Source organism: Draconibacterium mangrovi (genome assembly GCF_010586825.1).
GTDB lineage: Bacteria > Bacteroidota > Bacteroidia > Bacteroidales > Prolixibacteraceae > Draconibacterium > Draconibacterium mangrovi.
Window position 1 is genome coordinate 725,735 of the sequence record NZ_JAAAGB010000001.1, and the last position, 24,974, is coordinate 750,708.

Genomic DNA, 24,974 nt, shown 5'->3' on the forward strand with positions numbered 1-24,974 from the left:
ACCGATCTTTTAACTCATAAAAAATATGTACAACGTACCTGCCGATTTTATCAACGAAACCAAAGTTTGGGAAACACTGGAGCAAAACAAAAATCCCGAACCGGCACAAATAAAGGAAGTACTTGCCAAGGCGGCCGAAATGAAAGGTTTAAACCTTGCTGATGTAGCGATTTTAACTTCAATCAGCGATCCGGAAATGCTGGGCGAACTTTTTAATACAGCCAACACCGTTAAAGAAACCATTTATGGCAAACGACTGGTGTTGTTTGCGCCACTTTACATTTCAAATCTGTGCGCGAACGAATGCCTGTACTGCGCTTTCAGGGCAACGAATAAGGAAATCGACCGCCATGCACTTTCGCAGGAACACATTGCACGCGAAACAGAAGTGCTCATCAACCAGGGACACAAACGGGTACTGCTTGTCGCCGGTGAGTCGTATCCGAAAAAAGGATTTGATTATGTATTGGAGTCGATTCGAAGCGTGTACAGCGTTAAAAATCAACACGGAGAAATACGCCGTGTGAATATTAATGTAGCTCCGCTCGCTGTTGACGAATTCAAACAACTAAAATCGGAAGGTATTGGCACCTATCAGATCTTCCAGGAAACGTACCACCGCGAAACCTACCAAAAGGTTCATGTGGGCGGAAAAAAACGCGATTACAACTGGCGTGTTTGGGCTTTGCACCGCGCCATGGAAGCCGGAATCGACGATGTGGGAATTGGCGTATTGTTTGGCCTTTTCGATTATCGTTTTGAGATATTGGCGATGATGCAGCATATTTTCGAGCTGGAAGATAAATTTGGAGTTGGCCCGCACACCATCAGTGTTCCGCGTATGGAGCCGGCAACCAACAGCGATATGGCATCGCACCCGCCATTTCCGGTTTCGGATATCGATTTCCGTAAGATTGTGGCCATTCTTCGTCTGGCAGTTCCTTACACCGGAATCATCATGTCGACACGTGAAACCGCCAAAATGCGCCGCGATACTTTTGCGTTGGGCGTGAGCCAAATCTCTGCGGGAAGCAAAACCAATCCGGGAGGTTATGAGGAAGCCAATGAAATCTCAGGACAGTTTAGTCTTGGCGATCACCGCCCGCTGGATGAAGTGATTCGCGATGTGGCATCAATGGGTTACATTCCTTCGTTCTGCACAGCCTGTTATCGCATGGGAAGAACAGGGCAGGATTTTATGGACCTGGCAAAACCGGGCGACATTCGTTTGCACTGTGCCCCGAACGGCCTCAGCTCTTTTAAAGAATATTTACAGAATTATGCATCGCCGGAAACCCGTGAGATTGGCGACCAGCTAATTCGTGAAACCATTGCAGGAATGAGTGGCATAGCAAAACAACGCGCTGAAAAACTGGTAAACCGCGTAACAGCCGGACGCGATGATGTTTATTGTTAATAATAGCCGCACCGTGATTCGCAGGATTTGCCTGATTACCTGATTCCTTAATTAATTGTATTTTAGTGGGTAAACTTGTAGCTCAGCAAATACAATTATGAAATTTGAAGAATTAACGCACAAAATTATTGGGTGTGCCATGCAGGTTCACCGAACTTTGGGAAATGGTTTTCAGGAAGTAATTTACCAAAGGGCATTGGCGCTTGAATTCGACCACCAGGGAATTGAGTACGATAGAGAAAAAGTAATGTCGATATATTACCGCGATTTAGAAATTGGTAAACGCAGGGTAGATTTTTTTGTTGAAAATAAGATCATGGTAGAATTAAAAGCAGTTATAAATCTTGAAGATGTGCACCTGGCTCAGGCAATGAATTATCTTGAAGCATATCAGATGAAAATTGGTCTTCTTATAAATTTTGGTAGTAAGAGTTTAACATTTAAACGTGTTCACAATAACAAAATCATGTAATCCTTTAATCAAGCAAATCATGGTCAGAACAAGAGAAGAAAGTGACTTTATTGGAAAGAAACAAATCCCTGCCGAAGCGTTATGGGGCATTCATACAGCTCGCGCGGTAGAGAATTTCCCCATCTCGGGGCAGCAGGTTCATCCCGAACTTATTAAAGCTTACGGCGAGGTAAAACTGGCCTGCGCACAAACCAATAATACGCTCGGATTTTGGGGAGATAAAACAAAAGCTGAAGCCATTGAAAAGGCTGCTTTTGAGATGAGTCAGGGATTACTGAATGAGCACATTGTGGTGGACGCTTTGCAGGGCGGTGCCGGAACATCTACCAATATGAATGTGAACGAGGTGCTGGCTAATCATGCCCTGCAAATTCTTGGAATAGAATTAGGGAATTACGCTTCAGTTTCGCCGCTTGACGACATTAATCTTCACCAAAGCACCAACGACACCTACCCTACGGCACTTAAAATTGCTGCCATACGTTTATTGCGCGAACTGGAACAACATGTGCTGAACCTGCAAGAGGCTTTTCAGCAAAAAGAAAAGGAATTTGCACACATCGTAAAAATTGGCCGTACACAATTGCAAGATGCAGTTCTCACAACGTTAGGACGTGAAATGAGTGCCTATGCCGAAGCATTTAACCGCGACAGATGGCGTATTTATAAATGCGAAGAACGATTGCGGGTGGTAAATTTGGGTGGAACAGCAATCGGAACAGGATTGGGAGCACCCAAACAGTTTATTTTTAGGGTAGTAGATAAACTGCGCGAAAACACCAATATTGGCCTGGCACGCAGCGAAAATCTGATTGACGGTACACAAAACGCAGATGTTTTTGTTGAAGTTTCGGGTATCTTAAAAGCTTGTGCTGTTAATTTACTAAAGATCAGCAACGACCTTCGTTTGCTGTCGAGCGGTCCGCATGCCGGACTGGGAGAAATTAATCTGCCGCAACTTCAGGCGGGTTCGTCGATTATGCCGGGAAAAGTAAATCCGGTTATTCCGGAAGCTGTGGCACAGGCCGCCATAAAAGTTATGGGTAATGATCAGGTGATAGCACAAGCATGTAGCGCCGGAAAACTCGAACTCAACCAGTTTATGCCGCTAATTGCCCACACTTTTCTTGAGTCGATCGATTTACTTAAAAATGCTTGTAAATTATTCAACGAAAAATGTGTTTCAGTTATAACTGCCAACGAAGAGGTTTGCCGTGCACATGTACACAATTCAACCGCTACAATTACTGCACTTGTTCCTGCAATTGGTTACGACCGCTGTTCCGAAATCATAAAAATAGTTGAAAACAGCGGCTTATCCATTAAAGAAGCAGCCTTAAAATCAGGGCATTTAACTGCCGATGAATTTGATCAGTTGATTACTCCCGAAGCAGTTTGCCGCTTAGGCAACTAAGCATTAACATTTTTAACAACACATTAACACAACTACAACCTCCTGTATTACTGCGCATTACGCAATTCACATAAAATAAAGACTGATTTATCTCATTCTCGACTTGCTTTTAATTGCATTAGTTATTAATATTGAGTCTAAATAAACATTGAGACAAAAATTTTCATTAATAACTAAAATTGTAAATCATGAAAAAAGTATTATTTCTATTAGCGTTTGTTGCAGTTTACGGAGTATCATTAGCAATGACTGAAGCTACAGTGGTTACCAACGATGAAATCGTTCAGGTTGTAGATAACGCTGAAAAAGTAGAAAAAGAGAAGAAAGAAGATGCCAAAAAAGCCGCAAAATCTGAAGCTAAAGGCGAAGGATGTTCAGGAGGTGAGGCAAAAGCCAAAGCAAAAGCTGACGGATGCGGTGGCGAAAAATCAGCAGAAAAGAAAAGCGATTGCAGCAAAACTTGCGGTGGCGAAAAATCAGGTAAATCATAGTTGATTACCATTCATAAACAAAAGTCGTTCATTAATTAATGAGCGACTTTTTTTTTATTTAGCAATGTAAAATGTAACCTACTTTCACCACATTCTCGATAGAAATTGAAGGGTCTCCGGCAAAGTACTTTCTGAGTTTTGAAATGAATACATCGAGGCTCCGTCCGGCAAAATAATCGTTCTCGCCCCAAATGGCAGTTAAGATCTGTTCGCGCCGAACCACATTCTTTTTCTCCTTGCAAAGCATACGCAACACTTCGGCCTCCCGTGTTGTAAGGCGTTTTATATTTCCATCCAAACTAAGCGAAAGGTTTTCATAATCGAACTCGTACGCTCCCACCTGGTAAACGGTTTCGCTTTCTTCCTGGATAAAATCGCTGCGTTTACTGATGGCCACAATTTTGCACCACAACTCGTCCTCATCAAAAGGTTTAGTGATGTAATCGTCGGCGCCAATATTGTAGCCTTTCATTTTATCTTCTTTCATGGCGCGCGCCGTAAGAAAAACTACGGGAATTTCAGGTTGAACAGCTTTCACCTTTTTGGCCAGTGTAAATCCATCCATTTTCGGGAGCATCACATCAAAAATGCAAAAGTTGAAATCGCCGTTTTTTTTGAAGCCCTCCAGCCCTTCTTCTCCGTCGCGATATAGCGTAACGCCAACTCCGCGGCTTTTCAAAAAATCCTCTAACAAAAATCCAAGGTTAAGGTCGTCCTCAACTAAAATAATGTTTAAGTTTTTTTCGTCCATCTTTACGATTTTTCCAGTGGCAGTTGAATCCTAAAAACAGTCCCTTCATCGCTTGTACTTTCAACAGCAACGGTTCCGTTATGCGCTTCTACAATTTGTTTAACGTAGGCCAGCCCAATTCCAAAACCTTTGGCATTGTGCACATCGCCCGTTGGCACCCTGTAATACTTATCAAAAATATACTTTTGAAATTTAAACGGAATACCAATCCCGTTATCTTTTACCAGGATTACCAGGTTATTGTTTTCTAAGCGGGTAGTTATTTCAATGTCAGGATTACGTTTAGAGTATTTTATAGCATTCGAAAGCAGGTTAACGAATACGTTTATAAAGTGCAGGCGATCGATAAAAACCGGAGTGTTCCCTGCTTCAAAATCGTATGTAATTCGTCCGTACCTTTCGTTCAGCAACATTTCGCAGGTTGATGCAGCTTCTTTTACCACATCTTCAATCGATGTTTCTTCTTTGTTGTAATCAAATTCGTTTCGCTCCACAGCTTCCAGGCGCAATAAACTTTCTACCAGGTTTTGCAGTTTGCGGTTCTCTTTGCTTATCAGATCCGCGTAACTGCTTAGTTTTTGCTCATCCTCACCATAGCGTTTTTTACGAATCATATTCGATGCCAGAGCAATTGACGACAACGGCGTTTTAAACTCGTGACTCACATTATTCAGCAACTCTTTGGTATGTTTGGCAATACGAATTTCGCGGTTATAAATGCGCAAAAGATAAAGGAGCGAAAGGATAAGCAGGAAGATCAGAATTACCGATCCAAGGAACATGTAACCTGCCGTGGCAAAGAAAAAACGGGTTCGCGACGGAAATTCCACCACCAATTGATACCCGGTCTGCCCAAGTATTCCGCCCATACACCGCGAGTAATACAATCCTTTATCGAATTCGGCCTCGATTACTTTTAGCTCCTCCGAACCATCTTCAAGAACGTACATTTCGAAATCCAGGTCGATGTCGTATGATTTTAATTCGTCTTGAATAGCATCGTGAATTTTTTGCCAAACACCTGATGATGTCAGTTGTGTTTTCAGGCGAATGGAGTCACAATCAACACAAGCTTTAACCTTGTTACACAATGGTTTATCGGCAGTAAGATTTGTCATGGTTTCGCTTAAAGCCAGCTCCACACTTTTCTCAAAAACCTTGTCCTGAAAGCGAATGGAATAAACAATCCATTTTATTTGTGTTGCCAGCAATGCCAGAATAATGAGCAATGCCAACAGAAATGTATATTTTCGGAATACTGTTTTCACGTATAAATTCCCCTTATCCTCGTCGATGAAATATTTACTACCATAACCATATTGATAACCAATTGTTTTATGGCATTTATAGAAATCAAAAATAACCATTAAAATAACAATCAGTCCGGCCGTTAATTACTTTAACCTCGCATTAACGCTTACTTTAATCAGTAAACAATATATTTGTATCACGATCACAAAAAAAACTAAAAAATCATGAAAAGAATTCTAATTGTAATCACTCTTATTGCTGCTTTCAGTGTTGCTATGGCAAGCACAAATGCAAAGGTTAATACAACAAAAAAATCGGAAGTTACTGTTGTTGCCGACGATAATTCGGTTGTAATCAACAAAGAAGAAGACGAAAAAAAGAAGAAAACAGAAAAGAAAGCTACAGCGACTAAAACATCTTACAAAAAGGCAACAGGTTGCACCGACGCACAGAAGAAAAGTTGTGAAGCATCGGGTAAAACCTGTGGTGACAAAAAAGCCACCGCTGAGAAAAAAAGTTGTTGTGGAGGATCGAAGTAAAATCAACTTCAAATAAATCAATTCAAGGGTGCTTCGGCACCCTTTTTTTATGCCTCAGCGCAAACAATAAGTAAATTTTTACACGAAAAAACCAATCCTCCCTGACATTTTGTAAATTCTCCCACGGGAGAACCGGAAAAATGTAAGGGAGAACGACCTTCAGGTATGGGAGAACTGTTCATAAGCCAGGGAGAAACACCAAAAACAGTGGGAGAACATCTTTTTTAAAGGGAGAACCGGGAAAAAACGTGGGAGAACTGCCTGCAGAGGTGGGAGAAGCACCTTTTTTAATGAGAAGAAGCCCTTTTGGCATTGCCGGAAGCCTGCTCTCTCGCAGCAACGAACTTTTACGCAACGGCAGAATCTATTTTTCATTCCAATAATTGTGTGAATTGGATTGAATTTGTACTTTCAGTCGCGCAAAACAGAAAACATGAGAGCACCAAAATCATTTCGTTTACACATTGGAATTTTTGGCCGCAGAAATGCCGGCAAATCCAGCCTGTTAAATGCCTTAACACAGCAAGATGTTTCTATTGTTTCGGATGTTGCCGGAACTACCACCGACCCGGTTGAAAAGCCAATGGAACTGCTTCCTTTGGGGCCGGTACTTTTTATCGACACAGCCGGCATCGACGATGTTGGGGCACTTGGCGAAAAACGAATTGCCAAAACACTTGCCGTATTCGACCGAACAGATTTGGGCGTAATTGTTTCGAATTTTAACGATTGGGGGGAATACGAAGAAACGCTTATCGGCGAGTTTAACGAGCGCGAAATTCCTTTTGTAGTGGTGTTTAACAAGTGCGATCTGTACGAAGAAAACTTTGAAATTATCGGTGCTCTCGATGGCCAAAAAATAAAGCTGGTGCAGACTTCGGTAACTGAAAATAAAGGGTTACTTGATCTTCGACAGTTATTGCTGAATTCGGCTCCTGCTGATTTTATAAATCGCCCCAGTATTTTAGGCGACCTAGTTGGTGCCGGAGAAGCAGCGGTTTTGGTAGTACCAATCGATAAAGAAGCACCAAAAGGCAGACTGATTTTACCTCAGGTGCAAAGCATCCGCGATTTATTGGACAACGATGCATTTTGTATGGTGGTAAAAGAACGCGAATTGCGCGAAGCATTGTCGCGATTTAACAAGCCGCCAAAACTGGTCGTTACCGATTCGCAAGCCTTTTTAAAAGTGGCTGCCGACACGCCTCCTGAAATACCGCTTACCTCGTTCTCCATTTTATTTGCGCGCCACCAGGCCGATCTTAACGAAATGGTTCGCGGCGCCATGGCCATCGACAAGCTAAAAACCGGCGATAAGGTTTTAATTGCCGAAGCCTGCTCGCACCACCCCATTGGCGAAGATATTGGTACCGTAAAAATTCCGCGCTGGCTCACCCAGTATGTGGGAGGCAAACTGGACATTGAAAGTACACGCGGGCACGATTTCCCGCCAAATATTTCCGATTATAAACTCATCATACATTGCGGAGCCTGCATGTGGAACCGCCGCGAAATGTTGAGCCGAATTATGAAAGCCAAACAGGCAGGAGTTGCAATCACCAATTATGGATTGACCATTGCCTATTCGCTTGGAATTTTTGAGCGTGCTTTGCAACCATTCCCGGCAGCATTAGACATTTATAAAAACGGGATTGGAAATTAGCTTCCAAAATACTGAATGCTTTTTTCAAACCCGGAACAAAGCTGAGTTGTTAAAAGAATAAAAGAGAAAAATGAGCCGGATAGTTTTTTTAATATTGATGTTTGCAGGACTGGCCTGCACCGACAAAGAAAACCCCGTAATTATGAATGTACAACCGGAACCAGGTGATCCTGTTGAAAATGCTGATAAGGACTCTACCTTTTATTACCTTGCTTTAGGCGATTCGTACACCATTGGCGAAAGCGTGGCGGAAAACCAACGTTTCCCGGTTCAACTGGTTGAACAATTAAAAGCTGATGGTTTTGAAATGCAACCTGCAAAAATTGTGGCACGCACCGGCTGGACTACCGATGAATTGGCCACTGCCATTGAAAATGAGAATCTAAAAAACTCCTACAATTTAGTGACCTTGTTAATTGGCGTAAACAACCAGTACAGGGGAAGAAGCGCCGACGAATACCGGGGAGAATTCAGGAACAACCTGCAAACCGCAATAAAATATGCCGGTAACAAAGCTCAAAACGTAATTGTAATTTCTATCCCCGATTATGGAGTTACTCCTTTTGGGAAAAGCCGCAATCCGGAACAGATTGCCAAAGAAATTGATGAATACAACGCTATAAATTTTCAGGAAACGCAGCAGGCCAATGCGCGTTACGTGGAGATAACTGCCATTTCGCGCGAAGCGCTTAACAATGAAACACTGGTAGCTTCCGATGGCCTGCATCCCTCAGGAGAAATGTACCGGCGCTGGGTAGAAAAAATTCTTCCTGAAGCAAAAAAAATACTCGAAAGCCAAAAATAAATGACAACTGACCAGAACCTTGTTTTAGCCGAACAACTTGACAGAGACGATCCATTAAAAAAATTCCGAAGCCGGTTTTACATCGAATCGGAGAATACCATTTACCTTGATGGAAATTCGCTTGGCCGCCTACCAATTAAAACAAAAGAGCAGCTTTCTGAAGTGGTGGAAAAACAATGGGGAACGGAACTGATCGAAAGCTGGAACCGTAATTGGTACCAAAAACCCGCTCAGCTAGGCGATAAAATCGCTCCAATTATTAGTGCTTCGGAAGGAGAAGTAATTGTTTCAGACAGTACATCGGTTAACCTTTACAAACTGGCGCATGCCGCATTGAAACTACAAAAAGGAAAAACAACCATTGTAAGCGACACACTCAATTTCCCTACCGACCTGTACATTCTACAGGGACTTTTAAAGGAATTTGGCCCGGAATACAAACTCGATTTGGCGCAAACAGCCGACGGCATAACAATTGACACGGAAGAGCTAAAATCGAAGATCACAAAAGATACAGCCCTGGTAGTATTGTCGCTGGTGGCCTTTAAAAGTGCTTTTATGTACCAGCTGGAAGAAATAACCAGGTACGTGCAAAAAATGGGAGCACTAGTTCTTTGGGATCTTAGTCATGCCGCGGGTGCCGTTGAAATTGAATTGAATAAATGCAATGCAGATCTGGCGGTTGGTTGCACCTATAAATACCTCAACGGTGGTCCGGGTTCGCCTGCTTTTTTGTACGTTCGGAAAGATTTACAGGAAAAATTATCATCCCCCATTCAGGGTTGGTTTGGCGAGGCTTTACCTTTTGAGTTCGATTTAAACTACCGCCCTGCAAAGGGTATTCGAAAATTCCTGACAGGAACTCCTCCGGTATTAAATCTTATGGCCATAGAACCCGGTATTGATATGATCAACGAAGCAGAAATGAGAAACATTCATCAAAAAAGCATACGGCTTTCTGAGTTCTTTCTTTCTATGGCTGAAACAGAATTACGTAATTATGGTTTTGAAGTTGGCTCTCCGGCAAAGCCAGAAAAACGGGGATCGCACGTTTCTTTAAAACACGACGAAGCTTACCGCATTTGCCAGGCTTTAATTCATCCAAAAACATCAAGGATTCGAATCATTCCCGATTTTCGTGCTCCTAACAATATTCGCTTTGGGTTTACGCCGCTTTACACAACTTTTAACGAAGTTTGGCTCACGGCTCAACGCCTTAAGGAGATAATAAGGGACAAGGAGTACGAGCAATTTTCAACGCAAAGGTCAGAAGTTACTTAGGATTTTTGTTTTGGGGCGTAAAAGAAGCCAAAAAACTCAATCTTGCCCATGGCATCTTTTTTTAGCAATTTCAAATTGCCTTTTTCAAAAGCAAACTGAAACTCAATATTGTTCCTGAACTCTTTCGGATTAATTAATGTAATAAAGTTTCGGGCAACGCTCCAGTTTCCGTCAGTTGTCCCTTCCAGTAGTTTTACCGGTGCTTTGCCTGCTAACTTAAATTCATGATTTTCGAAAAAAGAAAGAACAAACTGCATTTGGTTCTTCTTCAGCGTATCTTCATCAAAATGTAACAGCTCCTCCCCTTTATCTACATAAAATTCGAACAAATGCCACTGGCCGGGAATCAGCATCTTTTTACTGCCAAACACTTCGGGCGATTTTAGCCACTCGATAAATTTTGAAAAAATCGATTTTAATTTCATAACGAGCCGGTTACGTTTGGTAAGACCAAAACCCGGGAAAAAAGTTTAATGCTATAAACAATTTTAATCCGAACAACTTATCAGAAGAGTTCAAGTAGTGTATCAAACGCAACAATAATCAGCATCCAACGTATTTTGAGGTATGTAAAAAAGCCGCTAATTCATACCTTAATTCAGATGAACCTTGATTTTATTCAGAAGCTCACCCAAATAGTTCAGGACAACCTGGAAAACGAGCATTTTGGACCTGAGCAACTGGCTGAAATCATTGGGAAAAGTCATTCCACCCTTCACCGACGGATTAAAGAACATTCAGGGCAATCCATCAGTCAGTTTATCAGGGCAATACGTTTAAGCAAAGCCAAAGAATTACTTTTAACCGACGACCATACAATTGCCGAAATTTCATACAAAGTTGGTTTCGGAAGTCCGGCTTATTTTAACAAATGTTTTCACGATGAATTTGGGATGCCTCCCGGAGAGTTTAAAAAGAAATTCAGGTCGAAAAAAACAGAGAACCGGTACAATCATCTTGTTTTCCTTCTTCCTGTTTTGCTGCTTCTTGTATTCTTTTTAATTCCCAACCACCGTTTTTCGTTGTTTGCCAATAAAAATACTGCCGAAAAAACGATTGCAGTATTACCCTTTAACTATTTGGGATCGGAAAAAGACAAGGAATACCTCGCCTATGTAATGATGCTGGAAATTACCAGCAAACTCTCGATGATAGAAAATCTGGTAGTACTTTCAATCCCGGCAATTGATACTGACAATAAAGAAACTGACAGCCATCTGGCAAAGAAACTGGGTGTAAATTATCTCCTCAAAGGCGACCTGCACACGGAAGACAACAAAATGAAATTAATCGTTAACCTTACCAATACAAAAAGCGGCGAAATTGAGTGGTCGGATACTTTTAACTCCGGTCTCGAAAATATATTGGATGTGGAAAGTAATATTTCGCGGGCAATAGCGCAACAGTTAAATGCCCTTATAACACCCGATGAAAAAGCGCGAATAAAAAAAGTACCTACCCTCAGTTCCGAAGCCAACGACTTTTATCAATCGGGCCGGGCTGCGCATATGGAATACTGGCGAAACAACTCCGACCTTGAATCGTTAAGCAAGGCCGAAGATTATTACCAAAAAGCACTAAACAACGACTCTACTTATGCACAGGTCTATGTTGGATTGGCCCAAATTGCTTACGATAAAACCACATGGTCCGACATTTTTAAAAACACTTATCTCGACACTGTTTTAAGCCTAGCAAATAAGGCTTTGTCGTTCGACAATACGCTATCTGATGCTTATACCCTGCGAGGCGATTATTACCGCGCCCGCTTTTCGGATAAAGCGATTGGGCAATACGAAAAGGCTTTGCATTTTAATCCAAATAGCTGGCAGGCTTATTATGGTTTAGGTAATTTCTTTTTATTAAAAAACAGCATTAAGTCGGCGCAGAACATTTTTGAAGCAACTAAACGGCGCAGAGGGCCGGAATACCCCATAATGCTCGACAACCTGGTTTTTATATTTATTCTGAACGGCTTATTCGATGAAGGGCAGGAGCTAATTAACCGAAAACTATCGTATGACAACGACTCGGTGTATTACTACCGACGATTAGCGCTTATTGAAGAATATAAAGAGCATTTTGAACAAGCCACCAAATATGCTTTGAAAGCCCGGTCAATCGATTCAACCAATTTGAATACCAATAACCTGTTGGCTTTTAATTATATCTTACTTAAAGATTATAAGAAAGCGACATTTTATAATGAACGGATTTTACAAATCTCCAACAATATCAATTTCAAACTGAATAACGAGCATCATCGGATAGGTTATGTATACCTCGTAAATGGCGATACCATTAACGCTACAAAATATTTTCACCGACAAATTGATGCCTGTAAAAAGTTAATTGCAATGGGAAACACCGAAGATGCTCTTTACGACCTTGCAGCCACTTACGCCATTTTAAACGAAAAAGACAAAGCTTTCGAAAACCTGAGAAAAGTACAAGAACAAAACACCAACCCCTGGTTTTTCTATTTCTACTTGAAAAATGATCCACTGTTAAATGCTCTTCGCAACGAACCTGAATTTCTGGAAATTTTATACCAGATTAAGGCGAAGGCAGAAACAGAACGTGACAAACTTAAAAGCTGGGCCGACCAACAAGAATTATTTCACCCGGTATCGTTTGACACATAATCGAAACAATTGACAAATACCTCTAACATTCCCATATATAGTTGCTATGCCTGGCAAGCTTAAATTTCAGAATTTGTAGCCGCTAATAACTTTAAACATATTATTATGAAACGCATCATTTTTTTATTAATCGGAATATTCATCATGGCTACAGCTTGTCAGGATGATTTTGTGGAAACAGATAACGACTTGTCACAAGTTGAGAAAAGTGCCAAGTACGAAAAGATTAAAACGTTTGAGGTAAGGGGTTATGTTAACTCTATTCCTAATATGAATGGTCCTATGGTTTCGTGTCTGCCCGAAGGTAGCGAACTTGCCTTAGCTGAAACCGGATGGGTTAACGGACATGTGAATATTTTTGGAAAGATCGTGCAGGAAAAAAGTACTTACTGGGGAGTATTTTGTGAAATGAATATGACACCCGATGGACCTGTTGTACTCATAACAGCCGATGTTGAACTCGAAAGAAGCAATGGAGACATGATCTTTCTTACTAGTTATATGATATTAAATCCTTTTACCAACGAAATTAGCGGGCATAATGAATATACCGGTGGTACGGGAAGGTTTGAAGGAGTTACCGGCGAATGCAACATCGTAAACGGAGTGCTTGACCCCGAAACAGGAATAGCCAGTTGGGAAGAGACCGGAGAAATCACACTACTTCTCAAATAACAGATTTATTGCCGGATTTAAAGTTTAAAACCACCTTTTTGTTTTGAGGTGGTTTTTATTATGCACTATAAAGAAAAGTAATACCAGCCCGATTTCTAAATTTGATTTGCTCCCACGATACTAAACGCAACAATAATCAGCTTCCAACGTATTTTGAGGTAAGTGAAAAAAACCACTATTTCATTCATTTCTAAATGAACCATGATTTTATTCAAAAGCTCACCCTTGTTGTTCAGGAAAATCTGGAGAATGAAGATTTTGGGCCCGATCAACTGGTTCATAAAATGGAAGTCAGCCATTCAACACTACATCGCTGGTTAAAACAGTATACAAATAAAAACATCAGCCAGTTTATTCGTGAGATCCGGCTCAAAAAAGCCAGCGAATTACTTCTAAACGAAAACCTCACCATTTCGGAAGTAGCCTATAAAGTTGGCTTTGGAAGTGCTACTTATTTTAACCGATGTTTTCATGAGCAATTCGGATGTTCGCCGGGCGAATTCAAAAAAAGAGAACTGCCAATCCAAACTGAAACGTCACATTCCCGGAACAGACGAATCTCAAAAAAGCTCATTTTCGTTGTCGTACCAATACTGTTACTTTCCGTTCTTCTGTTGTTTGCAAACGAAAAATATAACTTCCTATCCAATAAATCTCCGGTAGAAAAATCAATTGCTGTGCTTCCGGTTAACTACCTTGGAGATCCGCAATACAAATACCTGGCTGATGGTGTTTGCGAAGACATACAGAATAACCTGGCAAAAATTAAAGATTTACGGGTGCTGGACCTTAATTCGGTGGCGCAGTATAAATCCTCTAAAAAAACGGAAGAAGAAATCGGTGAAGAATTAAAGGTTGGAGCTTTGCTAAAAATAACGTTTCAGGAAAGAGAAACAGTCATTGTACTATTTGTAAAATTAATTAACGCCGATGATGGAACAATTCTATTCCTGAAAAGATTTGAAGGAGATAAAAAAAGAATATTTGCAACACAAAACGATATTGCACTGGCCATAGCAAACGAGTTAGAGGCAAATATTACATATGAAGAAAGACAACGAATTGAAAAAATACCAACTGTAAGTTTAACTGCCAACGAATTTTACCAACGCGCAAGGGAACAACAATGGAAATACTGGATAAACGAAGATCAGCAAGCGCTTAAAAATGCAAAAGAACTTTATTCGCGAGCTCTCGAATACGATCCCAATTATGCTCCGGTGTACACCGGAATGGCGCTTTTAGAATGGAACCAAAATAGTTGGAAAAGTAACATCTCTGAAAAATATCTCGACTCGGTACTTTGGCTGGCAGAGAAAGCGCTCTCGTTAGATAAAAATAATTCCGACGCCTATATTATTAAAGCAGAATACAATCGTTTAAAAGGTTTTTACGATAAAGCTCTTTTGGAATACGACAAAGCCATTCAACTCAATCCGAACGACTGGATGGCCTATTTCGGGATGGCACTGTTGTATAATTTTGAAGACCTCTCGAAAACAATACTTTATTGCCATATGGCTGCATCGCGACATAAGGGAGTTATGTTACCTATGATCTTACGCCTTCTGGCCAGTTCGTATTCGAGTACCGGATTCCCCGAAAGAGCAGAGTATTACCGGCAAGAAGCTCTAAATCTTGATTTCGATTCTGCTCTGTACCTGCTAAACCAGGAATCGCCTGAAGACATTCAAACATCTATTCAGTTATTGGAAAAAGCGCTAACCTATAATTCTACAAATTCAGTGTTACTTTGGCATCTGGCTATTTACAATTCTTTTGCCGGCCAAAACAAACAGGCATTTTTCTATCTCAAAAAATACATGACTTTAAATAACATCCCTGAAGATCTTCCCATCAATTCGATGCATCGAATCGGGTACATCTATTTCCAACAAGGCATCAGGGATTCGGCAGCATACTATTTTCAATTGCAGGAAAAATCCTGCCTCAAAGCTATAAAATCCGGAAGGTACTACTCCAATTTCCTGATTTACGACCTTGCGGGTATATATGCCTTTCGTGGAGAAAAAGAGAAAGCTTATTTGTGGTTAACCCGGTTTAACGAGCTGGATAAAATACCTGCCTGGATGGTTTACCTATTTAAAACAGACCCCTTGTTTAATTCAATCAGAGAAGAACCTGATTTTAAAGACATAGTTGCCAATGTTGAAACAAAATACAACACCGAGCACGAACGAATAAGAGTGTGGTTCGAAAACAACAATGTTCTGCTTGAATAATCAACGGGCAAAACCTACATTAAATACCTTTTGCAATATAATTTCAATTCTTGCAATATAATTTCAACTCAAAAGCTATAGATTCTACCTTCTGATGTAGTAATGCTAACATAAGCACGGCTTTATTTCCGACCTTTGAATATACAAAAAGCCATTTCTTCATTTTCTTAAAATTAAGGCCATGAAAGTTTAGTGATGTTCTTAGTTCTTATCGTCAGCATATTTTACTGTCTCACAACATGAAAAGAAAGAAAAATTGAAGAAGTGCCGGGTATTGCCTGTCTAACTAACCTTTAATTAAAAATCGGGCAATCACCTAATACCTCCTTAGATATTGAGTTTTTAGCCACCTCTAATTGTGGAGGTGGTTTTCTTTTTCTGCTAAAAAAGAAAAAGGGTAGCCCAACGACCACCCCTCACATTCAATAATGTATAATGATAAAAAATAAGGGTACAACAAGTTTAAGGAATCAAAACAGGAATGTTCTTTTTTTAGTTCGCTACTTATCAACAACTTACCGTGAATAGCGCATCTTTACCATGGTTTATATAAGCAGAATATCGTCAATCCGAAAATTCTCAACCCTATTATTAACTTTTTTTACTTCTGGTGAAAAACGTGCTATATTTGTCACTTCTACCCTGCTTAATTACTATTAATCAGTAAAAAGCGCCAAACCTTTGTCAATCAGAAATCTTTTAATTACTTTTGCGGCCAATTAATTTTATGCCGTTTCTATTGAAAGCGATGTTGCGGCGTAAACATTGTATAACAAATAGTTCTTTAAAAAATGTATTTAACATCAGAAAAAAAACAAGAGCTTTTCGCCAAACATGGCCAATCAGCTCAGGACACAGGTAGTGCAGAAGGTCAGATTGCATTGTTCTCGTTAAGAATTAACCACTTAACAGAGCACCTGAAAAAAAACAAAAAAGACCACAGCACACGACGTGCATTGATTAAATTAGTAGGTAAACGTCGTAGCTTACTCGACTACCTGATTAAAAAAGATATCGAACGTTACCGTGCGATTATCAAAGAGTTGAACTTACGTAAGTAAATTATATTGAAAGGCAATGCATAGGTATTGCCTTTCTTTTTTTTGTAAATTGCAAAACCTCACCACCCATTGTAATTAACAAAGGCCGATTGGAGGCCACAAAAATTATTTATTAAAAATTATGGTAAACGCTACAGTTAAAACAATCGAACTTGCCGACGGCAGGACGATTACCATTGAGACCGGCAAATTGGCAAAACAAGCCGATGGCTCGGTAGTGGTTCGAATGGGTGACACCATGTTGCTGGCAACAGTTGTGTCGGCAAAAGATGCTAAAGAAGATGTAGACTTCATGCCGGTATCGGTTGATTACCGCGAAAAATTTTCAGCCGCAGGACGTTTCCCGGGTGGTTTCATGAAAAGAGAAGCCCGTCCGAGTGACGAAGAAATTCTGGTTGCACGTCTTGTTGACCGTGCCCTTCGTCCGCTTTTCCCGGAAGATTACCACGCTGAAACCGCGGTAATGATCTCATTGATCTCATCAGGAAAAGATGAAATGCCGGACTGTTTAGCCGGATTGGCAGCATCAGCAGCAATCGCTGTTTCAGATGTTCCTTTCACTACTCCGATTTCGGAAGTTCGCGTAGCCCGCATCGATGGCGAATTCGTTATCAACCCGTCACTGGAAATGTTAGCACAAGCCGATCTTGACATTATGGTTGGTGCATCGTACGAAAACATTATGATGGTAGAAGGCGAAATGAATGAAGTTTCGGAAGAAGTAATGTTGGAAGCGATTAAAGTTGCGCACGAAGAAATTAAAAAGCACTGTAAAGTTCAGGAAGAACTGGCTGCAGAACTGGGAGTTGTTAAACGTGAATACTGCCACGAAAACAACAACGAAGAGTTACGTGCTCAGGTAAAAGCCGATCTTTACGAAAAAGCATACGCTATTGCGAAACAACAGATCACCAACAAAAGCCTGCGTATGGAGTCTTTTGCTGCTGTTGTTGACGAATATGTTGCAGCTTACCTTGAGGCTAATGCCGAAAATGAGGAGCTTGATTTGGTAGCCAACGAAAAATTGATTCGCCGCTACTACCACGATGTGGAAAAAGAAGCTATGCGTCGCATGATCCTTGACGATGGAATTCGTTTGGATGGCCGTGCTACCAACCAAATCCGTCCTATCTGGGGAGAGGTTGATTACCTTCCGGGTGCACACGGATCATCAATTTTCACCCGAGGCGAAACTCAATCATTAACTTCGGTTACATTGGGTACTAAAATGGATGAGAAAATTATCGACCAGGTAACTGTTCAGGGAAAAGAGAAGTTTTTGTTACACTATAACTTCCCTCCATTCTGTGTTGGCGATCCGAAAACGCCACGCGGAACAAGCCGTCGCGAGATCGGTCACGGAAACCTGGCACACCGTGCATTAAAGAAAATGCTTCCTGCTGATTCGCCTTATGTAGTTCGTATTGTTTCTGATATTCTGGAATCAAACGGATCATCATCGATGGCAACAGTTTGTGCCGGAACAATGGGATTGATGGACTGCGGATTAAAAATCAAAAAGCCGGTATCGGGTATCGCAATGGGATTGATTACCGATAAAGGTGCTGAAAAATACGCTGTTCTTTCTGACATTTTGGGTGACGAAGACCACCTGGGCGACATGGACTTTAAAGTAACCGGTACTGCCGACGGTATTACCGCTACTCAAATGGATATTAAAGTTGACGGACTGCCATACGAAGTGCTTGCACAAGCATTGGAACAGGCAAAAGAAGGCCGTTTACACATTTTGGGCGAAATGCTAAAAGTGATTCCTGAAGTTCGCGAAGACTTTAAACCAAATGTTCCACGTATCGAAACCGTTCAGATTCCAAAAGATATGATCGGTGCGGTAATCGGACCTGGCGGAAAAGTGATTCAGGCTATCCAGGAAGAAACTAAAACCGTTATTGTTATCGAAGAAGTTAACGATGCCGGTTTGGTTCAGATTTCAGGAGCAGGATTGGAGCCAATTGAAGCTGCAAAAGCTAAAATTAAGGCGATCACTGCACTTCCTGAAGTTGGTGAAATTTACCAGGGTAAAGTAAAATCGGTTGTTTCTTTCGGAGCATTTATCGAGATTATTCCTGGAAAAGAAGGTTTGTTACACGTATCTGAAATGGCTTGGGAACGCGTTGAAAACGCAGAAGACTTTGCAAAAGAAGGCGAAATTATTGAAGTTAAACTGATCGGTGTTGACGAAAAAACCGGTAAACTGAAACTTTCGCGCAAAGTGTTGCTTCCAAAACCTGAAGGTTATGTAGAGCGCCCACCAAGAGAAAACCGCGGACCTCGTGGCGATAACCGTGGTGGTGATCGTCGACACGATGATCGCAGAGGTGGAGACAGAAGACGTGATGACCGCAGAGGTGGAGATCGCAGAGAATTCCGTCCTCGTCGCGATAACGACTAAAAGCTGAATAAATTTCAAGCAAAATAATAAAACGCTCCGCCTTTTGGCGGGGCGTTTTTTTGTTCATAACTGTTCACTACTAAAAGATGACATATCGCTGACACCCGATAATCGTTCGCTCCCGCCAGCGGCTAATGCGCTGAAACAAGATAACCATCATCTCCTGTGAGATCACCTGTATCTTCCATAAGATCGTCGTCATCTTAAAATAGATAATCATTATCTGATGGGATAGAACCATTCGCTGACGGAAGATAGTCGTCATCTTTTACCAGATCATCATTATCTGAATAAAGATAATCCTTCGCATACGGCAGAGAACCGTTCACTGACAGCAGATAGCCTTCATCTTCTTGAAGATGAGCACTGCGACTGGAATCAATGGAACTGGAAGATGGAGGGGCTGAAGGACTGAAGGACTAATAGACTGTGACTGAATACTGAGACTGAGAACTTGCAACCACGCGGAACTTTAACTTCCTTTTCTTAACTTCGTCCAAAATTTGGAAAACATGGGCAACTGGTCAGAACAACTTCACAATAAAATTGACGAACAATTACATGGCGGCAACGATAAAGACCTGCGCTTTTTCCGTATCGATGAGTTTAAACGTAATATTTCGCGCGTTGATGAATTTTCAGGCAACTGCCCCGAATGCCAAAAAGCCCGAATCGATATTACAGAAGCAGTTGATACCATTGCCCAGGCGGTGAACAACGTTGGCAAACAGCGCCGCGATTACGACCGGCTGATCACCCGCCTCTCAAAACACATGCAAAAGGAGCACGGTTTTTACGCGCCCTACTATTTTACCTACCTTATTTCATTTTTTGGAATTATTGGCGGCTCCGTTTTGGGCTACCTGCTAATGCAACTGAATGCCGATATAAAACTCGAACTGTTCCTTATTGGTTTTTCCATCGGGCTGTTACCAACCTACATTTGGGGGCATTTAAAAGACAAAAAGCTGAGAAAAGAAAAGCGGCTAATGTAGGCTTAGTTTCGAAAACGGTGATCTGCTGTTACTTTCCCCACACACTCATGACTGATATCAAGGAAATTGTAATCAAGAAATATTTATTTAGCGAAAAATAACTGCACAATGAAGAACACTGTTTTATTTGTACTGGCAGCAATTGTTCTGTTTGCCTGTAATGAACAACAACAAAAATTGGATTATCCTGTGACAAAAAAAGGAGACGTAAAAGACACCTACTTTGGTGTTGAAGTGGCTGACCCGTATCGTTGGCTCGAAGACGACCACTCGGAAGAAACTGCCGAATGGGTAAAGGAAGAAAACAAAGTAACTTACAGCTACCTGAACCAGATTCCGTACCGCGAAGAATTAAAAGAAAGACTTTCGTCGATATGGAACTACGAAAAAGTGGGTGCGCCGTTTAAAGAGGGCGACTGGACCTATTTTTATAAAAACGACGGACTGCAAAACCAATACGTGGTTTACCGTTTTAAAACCGGAGAAGATGCATCTAATGCAGAAGTTTTTCTCGATCCGAATACGTTTGCTGAAGACGGAACAACATCGTTGGATGCTTTGAGTTTTTCGGAAAATGGTAAAATTGCCGCCTACTCGATATCGGAAGGTGGTAGCGACTGGCGCAAAGTAATTATTATAAATACCGACACGAAAGAGCAAATGGGCGACACACTTGTTGACGTAAAGTTTAGCGGCATTTCGTGGAAAGGCGACGAAGGTTTTTTCTACTCGAGCTACGACAAACCGGAAGGCAGCGAATTATCGGCAAAAACCGATCAGCATAAATTGTACTATCATAAACTGGGCACAACTCAAAACGAAGACGAACTGGTATTTGGCGGAACACCCGAAGAAAAACACCGTTATGTTGGCGGTGGCGTAACCGACGATAATCGTTACCTGGTAATTACAGCCAGCGTTTCCACTTCCGGCAATAAACTGTTTATTAAAGACCTTACCCAGCCAAACAGTAAGCTAATTACCATTATCGGAACCGACGAAAGCGACACTTACGTAATCGATAATGTGGGCACCAAACTTTACCTGGTTACGAATTTAAATGCGCCCAACCAACGAGTGGTTACTACTGATTTTAGCAACCCAACTCCTGAAAACTGGGTGGATTTTATTCCTGAAACTGAAAACGTACTTAGTCCGTCAACCGGATGTGGTTATTTCTTTGCCGAATACATGATCGATGCCGTATCAAAAGTATTTCAGTACGATTACGATGGCAATATGATTCGCGAAGTGGAACTGCCGGGAGTTGGTTCGGTGAGTGGTTTTGGTGCCAAGAAAAAGGCTACTGAAATGTATTACACTTTCACCAACTACATTACACCGGGAAGTATTTATCAATACGATTTTGAGATCGGCGAATCGGAACTGTACCGCAAACCGGCTATAGATTTTAATCCGAACGATTTTGAAAGCAAACAGGTTTTTTACGCCTCGAAAGACGGCACTAAAATCCCGATTATCATCACCTTTAAAAAGGGTACCGAACTGAATGGTAAAAACCCAACGATCCTTTACGGGTACGGTGGTTTTAACGTTAGCCTTACACCAAGTTTTTCGGTTACCAATGCTGTTTGGCTCGAGCAAGGTGGCGTATATGCTGTTGCCAATTTGCGAGGCGGTGGCGAGTACGGTAAAAAATGGCATGATGCCGGAACACAAATGCAAAAGCAAAATGTTTTCGATGATTTTATTGCCGCTGCCGAATACCTGATTACTGAAAATTATACATCGAGTAATTACCTGGCTATCCGCGGTGGATCGAACGGCGGTTTATTGGTTGGCGCCGTAATGACACAACGCCCCGATTTAATGAAAGTGGCACTTCCGGCAGTTGGCGTGCTGGATATGTTACGTTACCACACCTTTACCGCAGGTGCAGGTTGGGCCTACGATTACGGCACAGCCGAAGACAACAAAGAAATGTTTGAATACCTGAAAGGCTATTCTCCGGTGCACAATGTAAAAGCGGGTGTTGAATATCCGGCAACGCTGGTAACCACCGGCGATCACGACGACCGTGTTGTACCGGCGCACAGCTTTAAATTTGCCGCCGAATTACAGGCTACACAGGCTGGCGACAACCCGGTTCTTATTCGCATTGAAACTGATGCCGGACACGGAGCAGGAACACCGGTAAGCAAAACCATTGAGCAGTATGCCGATATTTATGGCTTCACATTGTGGAACATGGGCATCAAAACACTGGCCGAAAATTAAGCAACAATTCCTTCAAAGTTTGGGATAAAAAATACTACTTTTGAATTCCCGGTAGCACGATTTGTTACCGGGAATTTTTATGTTGAAGGACAATGCAATTTCTGGTTATTGAGGGAAATATCGGGGCAGGCAAATCAACACTTTCGCGAATGATTGCCAAAGATTACAACGCTAAACTGGTGTTGGAACAATTTGCCGACAATCCCTTTTTACCCAAGTTTTACCAGGACAAAGAACGTTATTCATTTCCGCTGGAACTTTCGTTTCTGGCCGACCGCTATACACAAATTAAAAACGAAGTGCTCAACCTCGATCTTTTTCACCCGTTTATGGTGGCCGACTACTATTTCGCCAAAACAGCAATTTTTGCCGAAACCACTCTTAAGAAAGACGAATACCACCTTTTCCGGCAAATCTTCAACATTATTTTCGAATCGATGCCCAAACCCGATTTGTATGTTTACCTCCATTCGGATGTCGACCGGCTGATGAAAAATATAAAAATGCGCGGGCGCGATTATGAACAAAATATGGATCCTGTTTATCTGGAGAAAATCGGCGATGGATACTTTAACTTTTTTAAACAAATTTCCACCTTCCCTATCCTTATTATCGACATTAACGGCATTGATTTTGTACAAAATCCCGACCATTATCAGCAGTTGAAATCGGCTATTTTTAACAGTGAATATAAATTAGGAATAAACCGTCTGATATTGTGATAAAAACATGGGCTACAGCTTTTAAATATTGAAAAGCTTTTTACTTTTGTCTGCTCGAATGTGAATTTTAATTATAGTATAAATAATGTCTGTTATGAGAAGAATCAACTTTAAACCTATCCCCCTTTTCATTGGTATTGCGGTATTGTTCGCCGGATGTTCCGGACTAAACAAAATGAAGAAAAATGCCGATCAAATCAACTTCAAAGTTACTCCTGAGGTACTTGAGGCACATGCCAGTGAAGTTGCCGTTGCAATCGACACACGTTTCCCCGCCAAATACTTCAACAAAAAAGTTACATTAACTGCTACACCAGTGCTAAAATACGATGGTGGAGAAACTGCGTATGATCCTGTTTCGGTACAGGGCGAAAGCGTTGAAGCCAACAACAAAGTAATTAGCTACAACGGTGGTAGTGTAAATTACAAAGATGCTGTTGCCTACGATAAAGCCATGGCAAAATCAGAGCTTTACGTAAACATCAAAGCTACGCAAGGTGCAAAATCGGTTGATTTCGAGCCAATAAAAGTTGCCGATGGTATTATTGCTACCAGCGAAAAAGTGATTATGATCCCTAAAGCGATTTTAGGTGTTGAGCGCGAAGCCAACAACAGCGGAAAATACGACCCGAACATCGATGCTTTCCAGCGTATCGTTCCTGACGAAATGACTGCAGACATCAAATACCTGATCAATCGCTCAAACATTCGCAGAGACGAAACTTCAAAAAGTGAAGTAACAGCACTGGAAGACTACACTAAAAAAGCGAACGAAGACGAAAGAATCGATTTGAAAGATGTTGAGGTTTCAGCTTATGCATCACCTGACGGTACAATCGATCTGAACCTTGATCTTGCTGCAAAACGTAAAGAAACATCTTCGGCATTTTTGGCTAAAAAATTAAAAGAAGCCGGTATTGATGTTAAGTTGAAAACAAAATACACTCCTGAAGACTGGGACGGTTTTAAAACGTTGTTGGAGCAATCGAACATTAAAGACAAAGAACTGATCCTGCGTGTACTTTCGATGTACAACGATCCGGAAGTTCGCGAGCGAGAAATCCGTAATTTAAGTGAAACTTTCGATGAAGTTGCTGACGAGATTCTGCCTCAGTTGCGTCGTGCCAAAATGACTACCAGCGTTGATATGATTGGTAAAACCGACGAAGAATTAAAAGCAGCTGCCACAGCTGATCCTTCTTCATTAAATCCGGCTGAGTTGCTGTACACCGCGACTTTGTTCGAAGACCTTAACGAACAACTTTCGGTTTACAATTCGTTTATGGAAGTTTATCCTAACGACTGGAGAGGACCAAACAACGCAGGTTATGTAATGGTTCAGCAATACAAATATGCCGATGCAAAACCATTGTTTGATAAAGCAGAGAAACTGGCCAACAACGAGCCTATCGTTAAAAACAACGTTGGTGCGGTTACTTTAACCGAAGGCGATGTTGACGCTGCTGAAGCTTTATTTGGTGCTGCTGCAGGTGCAGGCGACGCTGTTAACTACAACATGGGAATTGTTAACGTTAAAAAAGCAGAGTACGACAAAGCTGTTCAGTATTTCAACCGTTTTGCTGATGTAAACTCGGGATTGGCAAAATTACTGGCTGGTAACAACAACGGTGCGGTTAAAGATCTTGACGCTTGTACAATTGAAGGTTGTTATATGACTGAATATTTCAAAGCTGTAATTGGTGCCCGCACTGCTAAAGAATCGTTATTGTTCGACAGCCTGAAAGCTGCTGTTGACATGAATGCCGGTTTAAAAGAAGTAGCTAAAACAGATATGGAATTCGCAAAATATTTCGACAATGCTAAATTTAAAGCTATCGTTGACTAATTAAGTTGTGATAAACTTACTGGGAAGGGCGGTCGTTTGATCGCCCTTTTTT

General features: G+C 41.4%; 20 protein-coding genes. 17 read left to right on the plus strand and 3 right to left on the minus strand.

The genetic code is table 11. The features are described from left to right. Positions 1-25 precede the first annotated feature (25 nt). From hydG to G4420_RS02900, 4 genes are all read left to right on the plus strand, one after another. Positions 26-1,417, plus strand: a complete 1,392-nt coding sequence (hydG, locus tag G4420_RS02885) for a [FeFe] hydrogenase H-cluster radical SAM maturase HydG (RefSeq protein ID WP_163322081.1) — start codon at positions 26-28, stop codon at positions 1,415-1,417. A gap of 97 nt (positions 1,418-1,514) precedes the next feature. Further along, positions 1,515-1,889, plus strand: coding sequence for a GxxExxY protein (locus G4420_RS02890; protein ID WP_163322082.1), 375 nt, complete (start codon positions 1,515-1,517; stop codon positions 1,887-1,889). Positions 1,890-1,908: 19 nt separating this feature from the next. Further along, entirely contained in the window at positions 1,909-3,303 is a 1,395-nt protein-coding gene (locus G4420_RS02895; protein ID WP_163322083.1) for an aspartate ammonia-lyase, read from the plus strand. A 188-nt stretch (positions 3,304-3,491) separates the two neighbouring features. Next, on the plus strand, positions 3,492-3,794 hold the full coding sequence (locus tag G4420_RS02900; RefSeq protein WP_163322084.1) for a hypothetical protein: 303 nt from the start codon (positions 3,492-3,494) through the stop codon (positions 3,792-3,794). 58 nt (positions 3,795-3,852) lie between these two features. Here the strand turns inward: G4420_RS02900 and G4420_RS02905 are convergent, their stop codons facing one another. Next, positions 3,853-4,545: a response regulator transcription factor gene (locus tag G4420_RS02905; protein ID WP_163322085.1), complete on the minus strand. Its 693-nt coding sequence runs from the start codon at positions 4,543-4,545 to the stop codon at positions 3,853-3,855. A 2-nt stretch (positions 4,546-4,547) separates the two neighbouring features. Then, positions 4,548-5,912, minus strand: a complete 1,365-nt coding sequence (locus tag G4420_RS02910; protein WP_163322086.1) for a sensor histidine kinase — start codon at positions 5,910-5,912, stop codon at positions 4,548-4,550. Between the two features lie 108 nt (positions 5,913-6,020). Between G4420_RS02910 and G4420_RS02915 the strand changes: the two genes are divergently transcribed. From G4420_RS02915 to kynU, 4 genes are all read left to right on the plus strand, one after another. Then, on the plus strand, positions 6,021-6,335 hold the full coding sequence (locus G4420_RS02915) for a hypothetical protein (RefSeq protein WP_163322087.1): 315 nt from the start codon (positions 6,021-6,023) through the stop codon (positions 6,333-6,335). A 433-nt stretch (positions 6,336-6,768) separates the two neighbouring features. Further along, entirely contained in the window at positions 6,769-7,998 is a 1,230-nt protein-coding gene (gene hydF, locus G4420_RS02920; RefSeq protein ID WP_163322088.1) for a [FeFe] hydrogenase H-cluster maturation GTPase HydF, read from the plus strand. A gap of 70 nt (positions 7,999-8,068) precedes the next feature. Beyond that, complete coding sequence (locus G4420_RS02925; protein ID WP_204273575.1) at positions 8,069-8,803, plus strand: SGNH/GDSL hydrolase family protein; 735 nt, start codon at positions 8,069-8,071, stop codon at positions 8,801-8,803. After that, complete coding sequence (kynU, locus tag G4420_RS02930; RefSeq protein ID WP_163322089.1) at positions 8,804-10,084, plus strand: kynureninase; 1,281 nt, start codon at positions 8,804-8,806, stop codon at positions 10,082-10,084. Here kynU and G4420_RS02935 read toward each other — a convergent pair. Further along, on the minus strand, positions 10,081-10,509 hold the full coding sequence (locus G4420_RS02935; protein WP_163322090.1) for a hypothetical protein: 429 nt from the start codon (positions 10,507-10,509) through the stop codon (positions 10,081-10,083). The genes kynU and G4420_RS02935 overlap by 4 nt on opposite strands. Positions 10,510-10,686: 177 nt before the next feature. Between G4420_RS02935 and G4420_RS02940 the strand changes: the two genes are divergently transcribed. The 9 genes from G4420_RS02940 (at position 10,687) to G4420_RS02980 (ending at position 24,922) form a co-directional block, all read left to right on the plus strand. After that, positions 10,687-12,729 (plus strand): helix-turn-helix domain-containing protein, encoded by a 2,043-nt coding sequence (locus tag G4420_RS02940; protein ID WP_163322091.1) that lies wholly within the window; start codon positions 10,687-10,689, stop codon positions 12,727-12,729. Positions 12,730-12,834: 105 nt separating this feature from the next. Continuing rightward, a complete protein-coding gene (locus tag G4420_RS02945) occupies positions 12,835-13,404 on the plus strand; it encodes a hypothetical protein (protein ID WP_163322092.1) in 570 nt (189 codons plus the stop codon). A gap of 194 nt (positions 13,405-13,598) precedes the next feature. Further along, positions 13,599-15,647 (plus strand): helix-turn-helix domain-containing protein, encoded by a 2,049-nt coding sequence (locus tag G4420_RS02950; protein WP_163322093.1) that lies wholly within the window; start codon positions 13,599-13,601, stop codon positions 15,645-15,647. 791 nt (positions 15,648-16,438) lie between these two features. Beyond that, positions 16,439-16,708, plus strand: coding sequence for a 30S ribosomal protein S15 (gene rpsO / locus G4420_RS02955; RefSeq protein ID WP_045026295.1), 270 nt, complete (start codon positions 16,439-16,441; stop codon positions 16,706-16,708). A 121-nt stretch (positions 16,709-16,829) separates the two neighbouring features. Further along, complete coding sequence (gene pnp, locus G4420_RS02960) at positions 16,830-19,121, plus strand: polyribonucleotide nucleotidyltransferase (RefSeq protein ID WP_163322094.1); 2,292 nt, start codon at positions 16,830-16,832, stop codon at positions 19,119-19,121. A gap of 512 nt (positions 19,122-19,633) precedes the next feature. Further along, on the plus strand, positions 19,634-20,116 hold the full coding sequence (locus G4420_RS02965) for a SoxR reducing system RseC family protein (RefSeq protein ID WP_163322095.1): 483 nt from the start codon (positions 19,634-19,636) through the stop codon (positions 20,114-20,116). Between the two features lie 108 nt (positions 20,117-20,224). Beyond that, positions 20,225-22,354, plus strand: a complete 2,130-nt coding sequence (locus G4420_RS02970) for a prolyl oligopeptidase family serine peptidase (protein WP_163322096.1) — start codon at positions 20,225-20,227, stop codon at positions 22,352-22,354. Positions 22,355-22,446: 92 nt separating this feature from the next. Next, positions 22,447-23,076, plus strand: a complete 630-nt coding sequence (locus tag G4420_RS02975) for a deoxynucleoside kinase (RefSeq protein WP_163322097.1) — start codon at positions 22,447-22,449, stop codon at positions 23,074-23,076. Positions 23,077-23,170: 94 nt separating this feature from the next. Beyond that, positions 23,171-24,922 carry a tetratricopeptide repeat protein gene (locus G4420_RS02980; RefSeq protein ID WP_163322098.1) on the plus strand — a complete coding sequence of 584 codons (1,752 nt, stop codon included), beginning with the start codon at positions 23,171-23,173 and terminating at the stop codon, positions 24,920-24,922. Positions 24,923-24,974 lie beyond the last annotated feature (52 nt).

Excerpts from the sequence above, each read along its gene's own strand:
- G4420_RS02980 (WP_163322098.1), top strand. The coding sequence starts at position 23,171 with ATGAGAAGAATCAACTTTAAACCTATCCCCCTTTTCATTGGTATTGCG.
- G4420_RS02915 (WP_163322087.1), top strand. The coding sequence starts at position 6,021 with ATGAAAAGAATTCTAATTGTAATCACTCTTATTGCTGCTTTCAGTGTT.
- G4420_RS02935 (WP_163322090.1), bottom strand. The coding sequence starts at position 10,509 with ATGAAATTAAAATCGATTTTTTCAAAATTTATCGAGTGGCTAAAATCG.
- G4420_RS02965 (WP_163322095.1), top strand. The coding sequence starts at position 19,634 with ATGGGCAACTGGTCAGAACAACTTCACAATAAAATTGACGAACAATTA.
- G4420_RS02950 (WP_163322093.1), top strand. The coding sequence starts at position 13,599 with ATGAACCATGATTTTATTCAAAAGCTCACCCTTGTTGTTCAGGAAAAT.
- hydG (WP_163322081.1), top strand. The coding sequence starts at position 26 with ATGTACAACGTACCTGCCGATTTTATCAACGAAACCAAAGTTTGGGAA.
- G4420_RS02900 (WP_163322084.1), top strand. The coding sequence starts at position 3,492 with ATGAAAAAAGTATTATTTCTATTAGCGTTTGTTGCAGTTTACGGAGTA.
- G4420_RS02970 (WP_163322096.1), top strand. The coding sequence starts at position 20,225 with ATGAAGAACACTGTTTTATTTGTACTGGCAGCAATTGTTCTGTTTGCC.
- G4420_RS02910 (WP_163322086.1), bottom strand. The coding sequence starts at position 5,912 with ATGGTTATTTTTGATTTCTATAAATGCCATAAAACAATTGGTTATCAA.
- G4420_RS02890 (WP_163322082.1), top strand. The coding sequence starts at position 1,515 with ATGAAATTTGAAGAATTAACGCACAAAATTATTGGGTGTGCCATGCAG.
- rpsO (WP_045026295.1), top strand. The coding sequence starts at position 16,439 with ATGTATTTAACATCAGAAAAAAAACAAGAGCTTTTCGCCAAACATGGC.
- pnp (WP_163322094.1), top strand. The coding sequence starts at position 16,830 with ATGGTAAACGCTACAGTTAAAACAATCGAACTTGCCGACGGCAGGACG.
- G4420_RS02895 (WP_163322083.1), top strand. The coding sequence starts at position 1,909 with ATGGTCAGAACAAGAGAAGAAAGTGACTTTATTGGAAAGAAACAAATC.
- G4420_RS02925 (WP_204273575.1), top strand. The coding sequence starts at position 8,069 with ATGAGCCGGATAGTTTTTTTAATATTGATGTTTGCAGGACTGGCCTGC.
- kynU (WP_163322089.1), top strand. The coding sequence starts at position 8,804 with ATGACAACTGACCAGAACCTTGTTTTAGCCGAACAACTTGACAGAGAC.
- G4420_RS02945 (WP_163322092.1), top strand. The coding sequence starts at position 12,835 with ATGAAACGCATCATTTTTTTATTAATCGGAATATTCATCATGGCTACA.
- hydF (WP_163322088.1), top strand. The coding sequence starts at position 6,769 with ATGAGAGCACCAAAATCATTTCGTTTACACATTGGAATTTTTGGCCGC.
- G4420_RS02905 (WP_163322085.1), bottom strand. The coding sequence starts at position 4,545 with ATGGACGAAAAAAACTTAAACATTATTTTAGTTGAGGACGACCTTAAC.
- G4420_RS02940 (WP_163322091.1), top strand. The coding sequence starts at position 10,687 with ATGAACCTTGATTTTATTCAGAAGCTCACCCAAATAGTTCAGGACAAC.
- G4420_RS02975 (WP_163322097.1), top strand. The coding sequence starts at position 22,447 with ATGCAATTTCTGGTTATTGAGGGAAATATCGGGGCAGGCAAATCAACA.